Source organism: Streptomyces spiroverticillatus, assembly GCA_014650415.1.
Taxonomy (GTDB): Bacteria; Actinomycetota; Actinomycetes; order Streptomycetales; family Streptomycetaceae; genus Streptomyces; species Streptomyces spiroverticillatus.
Genome location: BMUX01000026.1, coordinates 13,183 through 30,876, shown reverse-complemented (window position 1 = coordinate 30,876; position 17,694 = coordinate 13,183). Strand labels below are relative to the sequence as shown.

7 protein-coding genes are annotated in these 17,694 nt (G+C 73.2%); 6 read left to right on the top strand and 1 reads right to left on the bottom strand.

Annotated elements, in window-relative coordinates; genetic code table 11:
- The first annotated feature begins 70 nt into the window (after positions 1 to 70).
- The 4 genes from IE269_RS38735 to IE269_RS38720 are packed head-to-tail and all read left to right on the top strand — an operon-like array spanning position 71 to position 13,019.
- A complete protein-coding gene (locus IE269_RS38735) occupies positions 71 to 9,235 on the top strand; it encodes a type I polyketide synthase (RefSeq protein ID WP_189828027.1) in 9,165 nt (3,054 codons plus the stop codon).
- Positions 9,236 to 9,246: 11 nt separating this feature from the next.
- Positions 9,247 to 11,661 (top strand): beta-ketoacyl synthase N-terminal-like domain-containing protein, encoded by a 2,415-nt coding sequence (locus tag IE269_RS38730; protein ID WP_189828026.1) that lies wholly within the window; start codon positions 9,247 to 9,249, stop codon positions 11,659 to 11,661.
- Complete coding sequence (locus IE269_RS38725) at positions 11,658 to 12,467, top strand: thioesterase II family protein (protein ID WP_189828025.1); 810 nt, start codon at positions 11,658 to 11,660, stop codon at positions 12,465 to 12,467. Before IE269_RS38730 ends, IE269_RS38725 begins: the two co-directional genes overlap by 4 nt.
- A 21-nt stretch (positions 12,468 to 12,488) precedes the next feature.
- The gene (locus IE269_RS38720; RefSeq protein ID WP_229898562.1) at positions 12,489 to 13,019 is read left to right on the top strand and encodes a flavin reductase family protein; all 531 of its coding nucleotides are present in this window, start codon (positions 12,489 to 12,491) and stop codon (positions 13,017 to 13,019) included.
- 48 nt (positions 13,020 to 13,067) lie between these two features.
- Here the strand turns inward: IE269_RS38720 and IE269_RS38715 are convergent, their stop codons facing one another.
- Entirely contained in the window at positions 13,068 to 14,270 is a 1,203-nt protein-coding gene (locus IE269_RS38715; RefSeq protein ID WP_189828024.1) for an MFS transporter, read from the bottom strand.
- A 70-nt stretch (positions 14,271 to 14,340) separates the two neighbouring features.
- Between IE269_RS38715 and IE269_RS38710 the strand changes: the two genes are divergently transcribed.
- Both IE269_RS38710 and IE269_RS38705 read left to right on the top strand, forming a co-directional pair.
- Positions 14,341 to 14,979 (top strand): TetR/AcrR family transcriptional regulator, encoded by a 639-nt coding sequence (locus IE269_RS38710; RefSeq protein ID WP_189828023.1) that lies wholly within the window; start codon positions 14,341 to 14,343, stop codon positions 14,977 to 14,979.
- Positions 14,980 to 15,143: 164 nt separating this feature from the next.
- The gene (locus IE269_RS38705; RefSeq protein WP_189828022.1) at positions 15,144 to 17,690 is read left to right on the top strand and encodes a hypothetical protein; all 2,547 of its coding nucleotides are present in this window, start codon (positions 15,144 to 15,146) and stop codon (positions 17,688 to 17,690) included.
- The last annotated feature ends 4 nt before the right edge of the window (positions 17,691 to 17,694 follow it).

Here is a 17,694-nt window from a genome sequence, read left to right as displayed (position 1 = left end):
CGACCCGCAGCCCGGCCCCCGGCCCCTTCCCCACGACGTCCTGTCGTACGACAGCGAGGAATACCGACGCATGAAAGAGACCCCTGTACCCGACGACAGCCGGACGACCCCGCTCACCCGTGCGCTCGCCACGATCCGCACCCTGCGGCAGCGCATCGACGAGCAGGAGGGCAACCAGCCCATCGCCGTGGTCGGCGTCGGACTGCGGCTGCCCGGCGGCATCGACGACCTCGACGGCTACTGGGAAGCGCTGACGGCCGGACGCGACCTGATCCGCCCCCTGCCCCACCACCGCCAGGAGCCGTTCGCCGACGAATGGGAGAAACTGCCCCGGCGCGGCGGCTTCCTGGACGACGTACTCGGCTTCGACGCCGGGTTCTTCGGCATCAGCCCCCGCGAGGCCCGCCACCTCGACCCCCAGCAGCGGCTCCTCCTCGAAGTCGCCTGGGAGGCCGTGGAAAACGCCGGCCTGCCCGCCGGCGGACTCGCCGGCACCCAGACCGGGATGTACCTCGGCATCATGTGGCAGGACTACCGCGACTGGCTCACCGGCGACCCCGACGCCTACTGGACGACCGGCAACGGCCACAACTTCGCCGCCGGCCGCATCGCCCACGCACTCGGCCTCAACGGGCCCACGATGGCCGTCGACACGGCCTGCTCCTCCTCGCTGGTCGCCGTCCACCTCGCAGCCCAGGCACTGCGCCGGGGGGACTGCGAGGTGGCACTCGCCGCAGGCACCAACCTGATCCTGTCGCCGCGGTCCACGCGGCTCGTGCAGGAGACCAGGTCGCTGGCCCCCGACGGCCTGTGCAAGGCGTTCGACGCCCGCGCCAACGGCTTCGTCCGCGGCGAGGGCTGCGGCGTGGTGGTCCTCAAACGCCTGGACCACGCCGTGCGCGACGGCGACCGGGTGCACGCCGTCATCCACGGCACCGCCGTCAACCAGGACGGCCGCTCCGGCGGCTTCACCGCCCCCAACGTGCTCGCCCAGGTGGCGCTCATCGAGAAGGCGCTCGGCGACAGCGCCCTGCAGCCCTCGGACATCGGCTACGTCGAGGCACACGGCACCGGGACCGCGCTCGGCGACCCCATCGAAATGGAGGCCCTGGCGACCGCGCTCGGCCGTGCGGGAGGCGCCCCCCTCGCCGTCGGCGCGGTCAAGAGCAACTTCGGGCACCTGGAGGCGGCCGCCGGAGTCGCCGGACTGCTCAAGGCGATCCTGTGCCTGAAGCACCGGCAGGCTCCGCCGGTCGTCCACTTCCGGACGCTCAACCCCCGGGTCGACCTGTCGGGAACCAGGATGACCGTGCCCGGCGAACTCACCGACTGGGCCCCCGGCAGCGGAAAGTACGCCGGCGTCAGCTCCTTCGGGATGAGCGGTACCAACGCACACGTCATCCTCGGGCCGCCCGATCCCCCCGCCCCCGTCACCAGCGGCCCCCAGGACACCGTCGGCGTCGAGGCGTTCGAGGTCTCGGCGAAGACCCCCGAAGCCCTGCGCGCACTCGCCGGCCGGTACGCCGACCGCCTCACGGCCCTCGGCCCCGACACGTACGCGGCCTTCGCCTACACCGCAGGTGCCGGCCGCCCCCGGCACGAGTTCCGGGCCAGGATCGCCTGCGCCGACCCCACGGCGGCCGCCCGCGCCCTCCAGGCCCTGGCCGCCGGCCGGCCCAGCCCCGACGTGACCCTGTCCGAGGGTGCCGCCATGGACGCCGAACCGCTGCCCGCCCCGCTGCCCCGGCACGTCGTCGACCTCCCCGCCTACCCCTGGCAACGCGTCCGCCACGCCCCCGAGACCCTGCCCGCACCACCGGCGGCCGAGCCTGCCGTACCGGGGTCCGCAACGCGGCCCGTCACCACCGACGTGCCCGCCGGCACACTGCCGACGGCCCACCGGACGGTGTGGCACTCCCTGCGGCAGTCCCCGCCGCCGACCGGAATTTCCCTCATCCTCGCGGGCGACGACCAGGAACTCCTGGAGCACCTCGCACGCGAAGCGGCCACCCGAGGGGTGCGGGGGACCCTGCTCACCCCCGCACCCCCGGGCCCGGCCGACGGCCAGGAAAGGGCCGAACTGCCGGACGGCCGGGAGAGGGCCGCACTGCCCGACGGCTGGCATACGGCCGAACTGCCCGACGACGTACCCCAGTGGGAACGTTTTTGGTCGGCCCGCGAGGACCGCGGACCACAAGCCCTCCTTCTGGCCATGAAGAGCGAGGGGCTTCCCGCCGACGCCCTCCCGGACCCCGGCCCGCACCCCAGCCCGCTCGCCGACGGCGCGGCGCTCTGCGCGGCAGTGACCGACGCCGTGTGCACCGCCGCCCGGCACGCCCCGGACGGCACCCGCTCCTTCGCGGTCAGCCGCGCCGCCGTCCGCACCTCGGAGGCGGACCGTGCCCGGTGCACCGGCCACGGCCTGCTGCACGGGCTCGCCCCCGTCCTGGGACTCGAACTCGGCACCTCCTGGGGCGGGATCGTCGACCTGCCGCCGGAGCCGGGGGACCACGACACCGGAGCCCTGGTGGACTTCGTGACCGGCCAGTGCGCCCTGGCCGCAGCCGGCACCGAGGACCTCGCGGCGATACGCGACGGCTCCGTCCTGGTCGCCCGGCTGACCGAGGAGGACCTGCCCGCGGCCGACCTGACCGTGCGCGAGGACGCGACGTACGTCGTCACCGGCGGACTCGGGGCGGTCGGGCGGGAGCTCGTCGGCGACCTCGTACGACGCGGCGCACGCAACCTGCTGCTCATCGGCCGCCGCCCGGAGAGTCAACTCACCTCCGCAGACCGCGAGTTGCTGCACGGCCTCGCCCGGAACACCGACCGCACCGTCTACCGGGGCGGCGGCTGCGACACCCCGCAGGCACTGGAGAACGCCTGCGAAGCACTGGCCGACCTGCCACCCGTACGCGGCGTGCTGCACGCGGCCGGAACACTGCACCGCACCCCGCTCACCGCAACAGGCGTCAGCGAGTACGAGGCGGCACTGAGCGGCAAGGCCGCCGGCGCCTGGTGGCTGCACCTGGCGAGCCGCACCTGGCCACTGGACTTCTTCGTCCTGACGTCCTCGGTCTCCGCACTGTGGGGCACCGAGGGCTGTGCGGCCTACTCGGCCGCCAACGGAGCCCTCGACGCCCTCGCAGCACACCGCAGGACCCTCGGCCTCCCCGCAGTGAGCATCGCCTACGGGCCGTGGGCCCTGGGCGGAAACGGCATGGCCGACGACGAACTGCGCCACCGCTCCGCACGGATGGGCGTCGGCACCCTGGACGCCGCACAGGGACGGGCGGCACTGACGGACCGGGCGCCCGGTGCGGACGGCCGGATCGTGGCCTGCCCCCTGGACCTGCCCCGGCTGCGCGAGGTGATGTCCGGACTCCGCCCGCGCGGGCTGTTCGGCGACGACCCGGCCACCGCCGCGCAGCACACCCCCGTGCGCTCCTTCCTCGACGGCCTGGCGCCGGGCGAGCAACCCGCCGCGGCCCGCACCGAAGTGGCCCGCCTGCTCGCCGCCCAGCTCGGCCATGCCGACAGCAGTGCGGTGCGCGAGGACGTCGGCTTCTTCGACCTCGGGCTCGACTCGATCATGGCGGTCGACCTGACCGCGGCTCTCGCCGCAGCATTCGGCACCGGCGTTCAGGTCGCGGACGTCTTCGACCACCCGACGGTCGCCGAACTGGCCGCCTTCCTGCTCTCCGCGCCCACCGCCGCACCCGCCCCGCGCCCTGGTGAACGCCCGAACCCGGCCCCGGTACGAACCGCCGCACCCCGACCGAGCCGTACCGCCGAACAAGCCCCCGCCGACACCGACACCGGGGGCGAGCCCGTCGCCATCGTCGGCATGGCCGGACGCTTCCCGGGCGCCGACTCCGTCGAGGACCTGTGGGAACTCCTGCGCGACGGCCGCGACGGCGTCACCACGGTGCCCCCCGACCGCTGGGACCCCGCAGCCCTCCGCCCCGGCACGGTCACCACCGACCAGGGCGGCTTCCTCAACGACATCGACCGGTTCGACGCCGGCTTCTTCTCCGTACCGGCCCGCGAGGCCGAGAACCTCGACCCCCAGCAACGGCTGCTCCTCGAGTCCGCCTGGCACGCGATGGAGAACGCCGGCATCGACCCCACGTCGCTGCGCAACACCCGGACAGCCGTCTTCGTCGGCATCAGTTACGGGGACTACGCGAGGCTGCTGGCACAGAACGGACCCGACGAGGTCGACGCCTACTACAGCACCGGTACCGCGCTCAACGCCGCCGCCGGCCGCATCGCCTACACGCTCGGACTGAACGGGCCCGCCGTCGCGGTGGACACCGCCTGCTCCTCCTCGCTCGTCGCACTGCACCTGGCCGTGGGCTCCCTGCGGTCGGGCGAGAGCGACGCCGTCCTGGCCGGAGGCGTGAACGTCCTGCTCGACCCGGCCTCCTGGGCCGCGGTCAGCCAGGCGCACATGCTCTCGCCCGACGGCCGCTGCCGCACCTTCGCCGCGGACGCGAACGGGTTCGTGCGTTCCGAGGGCTGCGGTGTCGTCGTCCTCAAGCGCCTGTCCGACGCCCGTCGCGACGGCGACCGGGTGCTCGCCGTCATCCGCGGCAGCGCCGTGAACCAGGACGGTGCCTCCTCCGGGCTCACCGTGCCCAGCGGCAAGGCCCAGGAGAGCATGCTCCACACCGCTCTCGCCCAGGCCGGAGTCGCCGGCTCCGAGGTCTCCTACCTGGAGGCGCACGGTACCGGCACCGCGCTCGGCGACCCCGTCGAACTCGGCGCGGCCTGGCGGGCCCTGGGACCGGGACGGCGCCCGGGCAGGCCCCTGCACGTCGGATCGGTCAAGAGCAACATCGGCCACTGCGAGTCCGCGGCCGGCATGGCGGCCCTGTTCAAGACGGTGCTCGCCCTCCAGCACGACCTGATACCGGCCAACCTCCATTTCACACAGCCCAATCCGCATGTGGACTGGGACGCGATGAACGTACGTGTCGTCGACACCGCCACCGTCTGGCGGCGGGGCGAAGGACCGAGGATCGCCGGGGTCTCCGGCTTCGGCTTCACGGGCACGAACGCACACCTCGTGATCAGCGACGCCCCCGCCGACCACCCTGCCGGACCCACGGCGGACGCCGAGGCCCCGGCGAAGCCCGCCACCCGCCTCCTCCCGCTCTCCGCCCCCGACCACGAAGGGCTGGAACGCCTGACGAAGGCGTGGGCGACCCGCCTGGCGAGCGCAGCCGAACCCGACCTCGACGCCCTCGCCGCCACCGCCGGAGCCGGCCGCTTCCACTTCCCCCACCGGCGCGCGCTCCTGGGCACCACCGCCGAACAGCTCACCGCCCAACTGGACAGCCCCGTACAGCACGCCACCCGCCCGCCCCGCGTCGCCTTCCTCTTCTCCGGCCAGGGCAGCCAGTACTACGGCATGGGCCGCCACCTGTACGAGACGGAGCCCGTGTTCCGGGAGACGTTCGAGACCTGCGACCGCATCCTCACGCCACTGCTGGGGGAGTCCCTCGTCGGCCTCCTGCACTACGGCGACGACCGGACCGCCGTCAACGAGACCCGGGTGACCCAGCCCGCCCTCGTCACCCTGGAAATGTCACTGGTCGCCCTCTGGGAGTCCTGGGGCGTCCGGCCCGACGTCGTGATGGGCCACAGCGTCGGCGAGATCGCGGCCGCCATGACGGCCAACGTCATGGATCTGCCCACCGGGCTCGAACTGATCGCCCACCGCGCCCGGCTCATGCAGGCCACCGAACGCGGGGCGATGCTCGCCGTCATGGCCTCCGAGGAGGACGTCCAGCGCTGGACCGAGGGGACCGGGCTGGACATCGCCGCGGTCAACGGCCCGGAAGCCCTCGTGGTGTCCGGTGCGCCCGACGCGGTCGACGCCCTCGCCGCACGACTCAAGGAACAGGGCGTGCGCGCCCGCAGGCTCAGCGTCTCGCACGCCTTCCACTCCCGGCTGCTGGACCCGGCGCTGGCGGAGTTCGACACGATCCTCGCCCCGCTGGAATTCCGTGAACCGGACCTTCCCCTCGTCTCCAACGTGACGGGCGCGCTCGCCGTGCCCGGCCAGTACGACGCCGCCTACTGGCGCCGCCACGCACGCCGCCCCGTGCGCTTCCACGACGGGGCCGCCGCCCTCGGCGCCCTCGACGTCGACATCTGCCTGGAGATCGGGCCCGACCGCACACTGGTCAACCTCGTCAAGGGCGCGGGACTCGCCCGTACCCCCGAACTCGCCTCCTCGCTCCGCCGGGGAACCGGAGACCGCGTCGCCCTCCTCACTGCCGCGCAGACCCTGTACCTGGGCGGACACGACATCGACTGGCAACGCGTCGCCGCACGCCGGCCCGGCCCCGGGACCGACGCACCCAACTACCCCTTCGCCCGGACCCGCCACTGGGCCAGGACCACCGGCCCCACGCCGTCCGCCACCGCCCTCCGGCCCCCGGCCCAGGGCCCCGCCTGGGGCACCGCACTGCGCTCGCCCGCCCTCAACGGCCGGGTCTGGGCCACCGTCCGCAGCTCCGACTACCCGGCGCACCTCACCGACCACAAGCTCTTCGGCACGGTCTCGGTGCCCGGCGCCTCCCAGACGGCCACCGTGCTCTCCGCCCTGGGCGCCGGCGGCGCCCCCGTGGTGCTGGAGGACCTCCACTTCCCCCGCGCCCTCGTGCTGCGGGACGGCGAGCACTACGAACTCCAGATCGTCGAGGAGACCCGCGACCACCGGACCGCCGTCACCGTCCACAGCCTCCTCGACAGCGGGCGGGGACGCTGGCAGGAACACCTGGCCGCCCGGGTGGCGACCACGGATCCCCGGACGGACCAGATCCGGGGCGGGGGGACACCGCCCGACCCCGCACTGTTCATGAGCAGCGCCGACCGGCACCTGACCGGAGAGGCGTTCTACGCCCACCTGCGCTCCCTCGGATACCACCTCGGGCCGTCCTTCCGCTGGATCGGCGAGGTGTACCTGCGCGGCGACGAAGCACTCGTCCGTTTCGTCGAGCCCGCCGAGATGAACGAGTCCGCGGACGGCTACGAGATCCACCCCGGGCTGCTCGACTCCTGCCTGCAGAGCGCCGTCGCGTTCGCCGTCACGGGGGACCCCGTCTCCGAGGAGGACGGGCTGGCCATCCCCTTCGCCATCGCCCGGCTGTCCTTCCGGCGGCGTCCCGTCCCCGGCCAGGACCTCTGGGGCCACGTCCGCGCCCTGCGCGAGGAAGGGACCGGCGAGGGACTCCTCCAGGTGAAGTCGGCCGACCTGCACATGTTCGACGGCAGCGGAGCCACGGTGCTCGCCGTGGACGACTTCCGCTTCCGCCGCGCCCCCCGCGCACTGCTCCAGCGTTCGCTGCGCGAGGGCACCCCCCACACGTACGAACTCGCCTGGACGGCACAGAAACCGGCCACCGCCTCGGGCACCGGCCCCGTGCCACGCCGCCGGATCACCCTGCTGGGAGCCGCCACCGACACCGGCCGGGCAGTGCGGGACGCCCTGGCGGCGTACGGACACGAGGTGGCGACCTGGGCGGACGGAGAACACCGCACGCCGGACGCGGACCTGATCCTGGACGCCCGGTTCGCCTCCGGCCTCGACGGCGGCGCGGCGGACGCGCTTGCCGCGGTACGGGAACTGAACGGCACCCTGCACACCGCGGACCGGAGCGTCCCGTACGCCGTCCTGGCCGCCACCGGCGACGGACCCGCCGAGGGAGGAACCGGCGCACCGGTCCGCGAGGCGCTGTGGGCCCTGCTCACCTCGCTGGAGGCGGAGCAGGACGAGCGTCGACTGCTGCGGGTCGGGCTCCTCGAAGGGTGGGAACCCGCCGCCGTGGCCGGGGCGTTGACCCGGTCCCTCGACGAGGGCGTCCCCGAGCCCCGGTTCACCGTCGGCCCCGACGGTGTGCGGGTCGCCCGGCTGGTCCCGTACGACGGGCGGACCGACGACACGCCGGGCGCCGAGCGGGGTGCGGCCCTGATCACCGGCGGCCTCGGGGCACTCGGCCTGAGCACCGCCGCGATCCTCGCCCGCAGCGGGTTCACCGAACTCACCCTCATGGGCCGCTCCGCACCCGACGCCACCGCACGGGCGGCCATCGACGACCTCACCGCCCGAGGCGTACGGGTGAGCGTCGTCAGCGGCGACGTCACCGACCCCGAGGCCTGCCGGGAGGCCGTCGCCCAGGCCGGCGAGCGGACCCCGCTGCGCGCCGTGCTGCACCTGGCGGGCGTCAACGACGACCGGGCGTTCGACGGCATGGGCACCGACGCCTTCGACACCGTCTTCGCCGCCAAGGCACGGGGCGCGGCCCACCTCGCCGAGGCCCTGGAAGGCCACCAGTTGGACGCTCTCGTGTTCTTCTCGTCGGCGTCCGCCGTCCTCGGCTCCGCAGGCCAGGTCAACTACGCCGCGGCCAACGGCTGTCTGGACGGCCTGGCCATGACCCTGCGGGCCGCCGGCCTCCCCGCGACCAGCGTCAACTGGGGGCCCTGGGCCCCGGAGTCCCGCGGCGGCATGGCCGCGTCCGCCGCCGTCGAGCGGGCCATGGAACAGCGGGGGCTGCGCTCCCTCGCCGACCAGGAGGCGGAGGAGGTGCTGCGCGCGGTCCTGACAGGCACCCCCACGGGCCGGCTGGTCGCCGTGGCCATGGACCGGGACACCTACGCGGGCCGCCTCGCGGACCACCCGCGCGCCGCTCTCGTCCGCACCCTGGCCACCCGCCCGGTGCGCGCAACGGCAACGCAGCCAGCCCCGCGGGGCTGGCTGGCGGAACAACTCGCAGGGCTCGACCCCGAGGAGCGCACCGAGCGGCTGCGCCACGCCGTACGGACCGTGGCCGGCGAGGTCCTCGGCGACCCCGCAGCGATCGCCGACGGCCTCGGCTTCACCGAGACGGGACTCGACTCGATCATGGTGATCGACCTGCGGACCAGGCTCTCCCACGACCTCGGCGTCGACCTGGCAGCCACGGTGGCCCTCGACCATCCCACCGTCGACCGGCTGGTGGCCCACACCGGCGGCCTCCTCTTCCCGGACGGACCGGACGGACCCGACGGGCCCGATGGACAGGACGGACCCGGCGTGCCTCCACAAGCTCTCGCCGAGCCTGGGCAACCGGCCCGCCCCGTGGCTCCGGACGCACCGGCCGACGCCGGCCGGCCCCTGGAGGAGCTGTCGTTCGAAGAACTCCTAACTGCCGTGCAAGCCGATGTGGGGACAGAGATATGAAGGCGCAGTCCATGGAACCCGAGCAGATCCGGCAGCTCATGCAGGACCAGCTCAAGCACTCCCGACGCCTCCGGGCCCGTATCCAGGAACTGGAGGACGCACGCCACGCACCGCTCGCCGTGGCAGGCATGAGCCTGCGGCTGCCCGGCGGGCTCGACACCCCCGACGCCTACTGGGACTTCCTGCGCGGGGAGGGGACGGCCGACTCGGAGATACCCGAGGACCGCCCCGGCCTGCGCGCGGTCTACGACCCGGTCCCGGGCAGGCCCGGCCGTTCGTACGTCGACCGGGCGGGCTTCCTCTCCGACATCGCCCACTTCGACGCCGACTTCTTCGGCATCTCCCAGCGCGAGGCCAAACTCCTCGACCCGCAGCAGCGGATGCTGCTGGAGACCGCCTGGGAGGCCATGGAGCGGGCCGGGATCGCCGTGCGCCGCTCCGACCGGCTCGACGTCGGCGTGTACCTGGGCATGATGGCCTCGGAGTACGGGGAGCGCCTGGAGGACCGCTCCGACATGACCCGTATCGACCCCTACTACACGACCGGCGGAGGGCTCTGCTTCGGAGCCGGCCGCATCAGCCACGTGATGGGCTTCCGCGGACCGGTGCTGAGCGTGGACACGGCGTGCTCCTCGTCGCTGAGCGCCCTGCACCTCGCGGTCCGGGCCCTGCGCAACGGCGAGTGCCGTTACGCGCTGGTCTGCGGCTCCAACCTGCTGCTCTCAGCCAGCCTGATGGTCTCGCTCTCCCAGACCCGTGCGGTCTCTCCCGACGGCCGGTCGAAGTCCTTCCTCGCGACGGCCGACGGGTACGGGCGGGGCGAGGGGGTCGGCGCCCTCGTCCTGATGCGCCTGGACGACGCCGAGACGGAACGCCGCCCCGTGCTGGCCGTCGTACGGGGATCCGCGGTCAACCACGACGGAGCGGCCTCCGGTCTCACCGCCCCCAACGGCCCCGCCCAGCAGGAGGTGTTCCGCGCCGCACTCGCCGACGCCCGCGTCGAGGCCGGGCAGCTGGGGTACGTCGAGGCGCACGGCACCGGCACCGCGCTCGGCGACCCCATCGAGGTCGGCGCGCTCGACGAGGTGGTGGGGGAGGAGGTGCGCGCCCGCGGGATTCCGCTGCCGATCGGCAGCGTCAAGGCCCGGCTGGGCCACCTGGAGGCGGCTTCCGGGATCGCCGCTGTCATGAAGACCGTACTCATGCTCCAGCACGGCGAGATACCGGCCGCCCTGCCCGACGACGGCGCGGAGCTGAACCCGCACATTCCGTGGGACCGGCTGGCGCTCACCGTGCCGCGCCGCCCGCAGCCCTGGCCGCTGCCCCGCAAGGTCGCCGGGGTCAACTCCTTCGGCATGAGCGGCACCAACGCCCATGTCGTCCTGGAGGCCTACGAACCGGACGGCGCCCCCGCCCCGGCCGCCGACGCCCGCCCCGAGCTGCTGACGCTGTCGGCCAAGGACCCGGTGGCGCTCGCCGAACTCGTCGGAGCGACGGGCCGGTACCTCAAGCGGATGGACGAGACCCGGCTCCCCTCCCTGTGCCACACCCTGCGCACCGGGCGGGCGGCGTTCGCGCATCGGATCGCCGTCACCGGGACCACCGTCGACACCCTCGCGGAAGGACTGGAGGCGGCGCTGAACCAACGCAGCACCACCGTCCCGCGCGAGGCGGCGGTCCGTACGGCCGTCGTACGGCTCTCGGCGGCCGACACGCGGCTGGCCGAAGCCCTCGACGAACTGGGGGCCGCCTTCCCGGCCGCAGTTGTCGGGCCTGCCGGCGGAACGCGGGGTCCGGGCGAGACGGTGGCCCACCTCGTCGGCCGGCTCGGCGTCCGGATCCGTACCGAGCGGGACGCCGACGCGAAGGACCCGGCGGTGCTGGAGTGGACGACCGCCGCGGGTACGACCACTGTGCCGCTGATCGGGGCCGCCCCGGGGAGTGCCGCGCAGACCTTCCTCGCCGCCGTCGGCGCGTTGTTCGCGGCCGGTGCGGATCTCTCCTTCGGGGAGCTGGCGGCGCCCGGCGCCAGGTCGCTCGGCGACCTGCCGACCTACCCCTTCCAGCGCAAGCGCTTCTGGATCGAGGAGCCGCGCACCGGCACGGAGGCCGGTGAGGAACCGGTCCGGCGGGCGTCGCGGGCACCCGAGCCCGGGGACCGGGACGCGGTCCGGGCGTACCTCATGGCCGAGTTCGTCGAGACGCTGCACGCTTCCGAACAACCGGACCTGGAGGCGTCCTTCCTCGACGCCGGCGGCGACTCCTTCCTCTCGGTCCTCTTCATCACAAAAGTCGAGGAGAGCTACCGCCTGGGGCTCACCGCGGAGGAGCTGCCGCTGGACATGCCGCTCGGAGAGCTCTTCGCCAAGCTGGCCGAGGACATCGCCCGACAGGCCGGCGCACCGGGTGAGGAGCACGGCGCATGAGCCACTTCGTACGCCCCCGAGACCTCACCCGTCCCGCCGTGCGGCTCGTGGCCTTCCACCACGCCGGCGGATCGGCGGCCTCCTACTTCCCGCTGTCCCGGTACCTGCCCGCCGACTGGGACGTGCTGCTGCTCGATCTGCCGGGACGGGGCAAGCGCCATGCACAGCCCGCCCTCGCGGACATGCGCGAGGTGGTGGCCGCCGCGACCGACGACGTGCGGCCCCTGGCGGACGGGACGCCGCTGGCTTTCTTCGGGCACAGCTTCGGTGCCGTCGTCGCCTTCGAGACGGCGAGGGCACTGGAGGCCCGGGGCGACGGGCCCTTCTGGGTCGGTGTCTCGGGGCGCGGGGCGCCCGGGCACGAGGTGCTGACACGGCTCCCGGACCACGCAGGACCGGACGCCGAGCTGATCGCCCGGCTGCGGGAGATGGGCGGCATGCCCGAACGGCTCGATGCGGTACCGGAGTTCCGCGACCGCTTCCTGCGGCTCGTCCGCTGCGACCTGAGGGCCGTCGCGGACTACCGCCCCGACGCGCACCGTCCGCCGCTGGCCGCGTCGCTGACCGCCTTCGGCGCGACGCACGACTCCTGGGCCCCGATCGCGTCGATGGCGGCCTGGGCCCGCCAGACCCGGGGGCCGTTCACCGAACGTACCTACGACGGAGGGCACTTCCACTTCCTCGGCAGTGCTTTCGAGGCGTTCGCGGCGGACCTGGTCGACGAGGTCAGTGCCGCGCTGCCGCTGTGGTCCGTGGCTTCGGCCTCTTCCCTCCGCACGTCCACTTCCGTACGCACGTCAGCGTGAGCCCCACAGGAGGCCGACACCGTGATCACTGGACCCGTACAGCCCGACATCCGTCCGCTCATGGCGGGATTCCCCACCGGAGTCGCGGTCATCACGACGCTGGCGCCGGACGGCCACCCCTGGGGGATGACCTGCACCTCGCTGTGCAGCGTCGCGCTCGACCCGCCGACCCTGCTCGTCTGCCTGCGCCAGGGCAGCCCCACGCTGGAAGCGGTGCAGGGCAGCAGGGGCTTCGCGGTCAACCTGCTGCACAGCCAGGCCCGTCCGACGGCGGAGCTGTTCGCCTCCGGCGCGAAGGACCGGTTCGAGAAGGTGGCCTGGCGGACGGTGGGGCCGATCGGCGGCCCGCACCTGCACGAGGCGGCGCACACGATCGCCGATTGTGAGGTCAAGGACGTGCAGCCGGTCGGGGACCACGCGGTCGTCATGGGACGGGCAGTGGCCATCACCCAGCTGCAGTTGCAGCTTCCCCTGCTGTACGGGATGCGGCGCTACGGCTCCTGGGCCGACGCCGCCGAGGACAGCCACCTGCACTACGACTTCATGTCCTGACGCCCGGCGGGCGGCATACGGCGGACCCGTCCCGGTGGGGCGGGTCCGCTACATGCTGTCCCGTACGGCCCTGCGCCCGAACCAGGAACACAGGCCGGCCAGAGCGAACACGGCCGTCACCAGGACCCAGCCGCCCGTGAACCCGTCGGTCGCGTCGACCAGCAGGCCGAAGGCCAGCGGACCCACCACGAACCCCGCGAAGAACCCCATGGAGACCATCGCCGACGCGTGGCCCGTGGTGCCGAACCCCTTTCCCTTGGTCACCGCCACCATGGAGACGGCGTTGGCCGCCGCCGCCGAGCACCCCAGGCCCACCGCCCCGACCCACACCAGCCAACTCGCGGCGGTGGCGGCGGGGATGAGTGCTGCGGACACCACCGCGGCGGCGGTCAGGATGAGCAGCGACCGCGTGACGTCGAGCCGGTCGCTGAGCCGCGACCACAGGAGCCGGCTGGCGATGCCGGACACGCCGATGGCCGCGATCAGCGCACCCGAGCCGCGTTCGCCCAGGGACAGCCGCTGGTGCGCGTAGAGCGGCAGATAGGTGTTGAGGGCGGCGAGCCCGCAGCCGACGCACAGTGACACGGCCGTCAGCCACCGGGTGGGCAGGTTGGGCGCCGCGGGCAGGGCCGGTCGGAGCTTCGCCGACCGGACCAGGTCGTCCCGGGGCAGCATCGCGGCCCCGGCCGCCGCCGCCAGCGCCACCGGCACCATCAGGGCGAGCGCGGTGCTCCAGGACAACGCCCCGGCCAGCGTGGGCAGCGTCAACCCGGCGACGAAAGCGGCGAGCGGCACCCCCGACTGCTTGACGCCGACGGCGAACGCTTTGCGCTCGATGGGTAGGTGCGTGGCGATCAGCTTGTTCGTCGAGGGGTTGGCGAGCGACTGCGCGGCGCCGCCCAGGACGAGTCCGACGAGCAGGAACCCGTACGAACCGGCGGTGGCGAGCACGGTGAACCCGGCGGCGACGAGCACCAGGAGCAGGGTGAACGCCCTGCGGGCGCCGAGCAGTTCGGTCAGCTGCCCGGCGTAGAGCGAGAGCACGGTGGCCGTGCCGAAGGTCACGGCGGTCAACAGCCCCAGCTGCGAGCCCGACAGCGATAAGTCCTCGATGAGGAAGGGCCCCAGCGCACCGAGCGCATAGAGCACGAACATGGACAGCCCCATGCCGCCGGTGACGAGCGGGAGGAGGGAGCGCGGTGCGGAGGCGACGGGAGCCGACGGGGCTGCGTCACGCGGTTCGACCGACACGCTTGCACTCCTTGTCCGTCGATGTGAGTATATGCCAACTCTAGACGTTGACTATAGCAAGTGAGGTGCGATGCTGACCCCGAAAGTGCCGGACGCCAGGAGGGCGCGCGCACAGCTGACGCGTCAGCGCATCCTCGACGCCGCCATGACGCTGTTCGCCGAACACGGCTACGAGGCCACCACCATCGCGTCGATCGCCCGGGAAGCCGGTGTCGCCGCACAAACGGTCTACTTCGCCTTCGGCAACAAGCAGCGCCTGCTCACGGACCTGATCAACCTCTACCTGCCCTGCGACGACGCCCTGGGTAGCCGGGACACGGACGACTGGACGAACGAGGTGCTCGCCGCAGGGGACGTGCGGCAACAACTCCGGCACCTGGCCCACCGCACCCGCACGCTCAACGAGAGCGCCGCACCGCTCCTGGAAGTCCTGCGCAACGCCGCAGTCACCCAGGACGACGGACAGGACATGTGGCAGTCCAACAAGAACCGACGGCGCTTCCTCCAGAGCCGGTTCGTCGACGCCCTCACCGACAAGGGCCCGCTCCCCGACGGGCTCACGCACGAGCGGGCGGTCGACATCTGCTACGCCCTGCTGGGACCGGAGCTCTACCACCTCCTGGTCTCCGAACGGAACTGGACGCAGGACCAGTGGGAGGACTGGGCCTACGAAGGCCTGTACCGGCACCTGACCGACAACGGCCACTGACCGGCCCCCGGTCGCCCATCGCCTCCGGCCGCACCGCCTCCGGCCGCACCGCCGAAGCACAGGTCCCGAAGGGCAACGGGTCTCCAGACAATATGCAGATCCTCTTCAGCGCACTCGCCGCACACTGCTGACATGGCAGTTCCTGCGCGTGCGACGGGGGAGTGGTGGCTGTGGCCAGTGCCGGTACGGAAGACAAACGGCCCCGACTGCTCGTGGTCGCGGTCGGCGGGCGCGCCGCGTTCCACTGGACGATCGCCACGGCGCTCGCGGACCTGAGCAGCGCCCACGACGAGCCCGCACCCGGGCGCCAACTCGTCACCGACTGCCCCTTCCCCCCTTCCGGCGAACCGGGCACCCCCGCCTACCACCACGCCGTGGCCCGCTCCCGCCGATTCCTCGACCGGGCCCTGCCCGACGCCGAACTCCGGCTGGTCACCGCCGCCTCCTTCGCCGCCGCCGCCGGCGCACTGCGCCGGCTGACGGGCGGCGAACACCGCGACGGCGACGACGTGCTGGCCTTGGTCCTCATCGACGCCGCATCCGTCGGCGTGACGGCACCGCCGGACGACGGCGGCGTCCTCGCCACGGGCCTCGACACACTGCGCGCCGCCCTGGGCCCCCACGTACGCCAGGAGTTCACGCCGTACACCGTCTTCGTGTACGACGAAGCCCCCCTGGGCCCCGCCCTCCTCGCGCACCCCTTCACCCACCGGCACCTGCCCGACCGGGCCTGGGTGCTCGCGGGCGACGTCGTCTGCGGATTCACCGACTTCGTCCAGCTCGGCTACCACGGCGCGGCGCTGCGGAGCCCGGCCCCGGGCACCGCCACACTCCTCGGCGACGCACTGGCCCGGTTCCTGGACGCAAGGGCCGGAGACCGCTGGGGCCTGCACTACTACACCGGCTCCGTCGTCGCCGGGCTGATCGGCGACCTGGAGGACCACGCGGCCCGCCGCGGCAACCCCGTGCTGCGCGGCCCCAGCGAACACAGCCTGGCCTGCGGTGCGCTGGCCCGCTGGCAACTGGACGAGGCACCGTTCTTGATCGTGGTGACCAGCGGGATGGTCGACGAGTTCCGCGGCACCCTGGCCAACCTCCGCGACGCCCGCGCACAGGGATTCATCCTCTGCGCCGACTCGGCCGACGGCACGTGGTTCCCCTTCCAGGGCACCGTGCACGGGGCGGAGGACAGCAGGGAAGTCCTGCGGGCCAAGGGAGTTGTGTTCTTCCACCTCGACGATCCCGCCCGACTGCCGGAGGACCTCAGCAGGGCATTCGAGGCGTACGAGGCCGCACTCGGCCCCGTCGTACTGCTCGCCACACCCGAGATCCTGCGCACGCTCACGGCACCCCCCGCCCGCACCCCGGCCGGGGCGCGCCCCGCACACTTCGCCGTGGTGCCCGCCCGAGGGGCGGGCCGCCACACCGCACCCCGGCCCCGGCTCACCGTGCGCGAGGACACGATGGGGCCCGTCATGGACCTCGTCAACAACGGCCCCGACCGCATCCTGTGGCAGTGCGGCAGCCTCGGCACCGAGGAACGCGGCCTCGTCCACGACATCGCCGCCCGCGCCGGCATCGCCCTCGCCGACTCGCTCACCCGCCCGGGAACCGTCGCCCGCTACCGCGACGGACACCTCGTACCGGAATACCTCGGCACCCTCGGCATGTACGGCTACTCCGACCGCGTCCACGACTTCCTGCACCGGGCCGGCCGGCTCCGCCCACGCGAAGAACAGTGCCTGTTCTTCCTCAAGAGCAGAATCACGCAGGCCGCGACGCCCTTCTCGCCCAGGGCGTTGGCCCGCAGCCTGAACATCGTGCAGATCAGCCGGGAAGCACAGCACCTCGCGCCCTTCGCCGACCACCGCCTGTGCTGCGACGCCCTGGAGTTCCTGCGCGAGGTGCACCGACGCCTCGACGTCAAACAACCACTGCTGGCACGACGGCGACAGGCCCTCGCCCAGAGCGCCGACAGCGTGTCCGACGTCGTGCACACCCTGCCGCTGACACCGATGAGCCCCACCTACTTCTACCACCGCCTCGGTGCCGTCCTCGACGAGCTCGTCACCACCCACGGGTACACGTACACCGGCATCTTCGACGTCGGCCGAGGCGGACTCTCCGCCGTCCGCAACCTGCCGCGCACCGGGCCGGGATTCTCCGGCTGGTACGGCCGCGCCCTGATGGGAGACGCCCTCCAGGCGGTGCCCGCAGTGGCTCTCACCAGGGACGACAATGTCCTCGCCTTCGTCGGGGACGGAGCCGCCGCCCTGGTCCCCGACATCCTGCCGACGCTGGTGCAGGAGGTGACGGTCAACGGCCACCGGATCCCGGGCAACCTGAGCGTCTTCCGGCTCATCGACGGCGGGCACTCGGTGATCCGCACCTACCGGGAGGGCCGGCAGGCGACCGGCGCGAGCCGCCAGACACAGGTCCTGCACCTGCTGGACGCGGAGTGGGAGCGCTCCTACGGAGAGCTGACCGTCAGCCACCGCCACCTCCTCGACGTGGACACGGGCGATCTCGTGAACCGGCTGCGCAGGCCCTCCACCGTCGACCTCTACTCCGTACCGATGGCACACAACAACGAGGGCGACGGGCTGAGCCTGCTGACCTCCCTCGGCTGGCAGCGCGACCGGCTCCCCGAGCTCACCTTCGACATGGCCGGCCGGCCCGTCGCACCGGCCCGCACCCGCACCGCACGCTGACCCG

Excerpts from the sequence above, each read along its gene's own strand:
- IE269_RS38730 (WP_189828026.1), top strand. The coding sequence starts at position 9,247 with ATGGAACCCGAGCAGATCCGGCAGCTCATGCAGGACCAGCTCAAGCAC.
- IE269_RS38710 (WP_189828023.1), top strand. The coding sequence starts at position 14,341 with ATGCTGACCCCGAAAGTGCCGGACGCCAGGAGGGCGCGCGCACAGCTG.
- IE269_RS38725 (WP_189828025.1), top strand. The coding sequence starts at position 11,658 with ATGAGCCACTTCGTACGCCCCCGAGACCTCACCCGTCCCGCCGTGCGG.
- IE269_RS38735 (WP_189828027.1), top strand. The coding sequence starts at position 71 with ATGAAAGAGACCCCTGTACCCGACGACAGCCGGACGACCCCGCTCACC.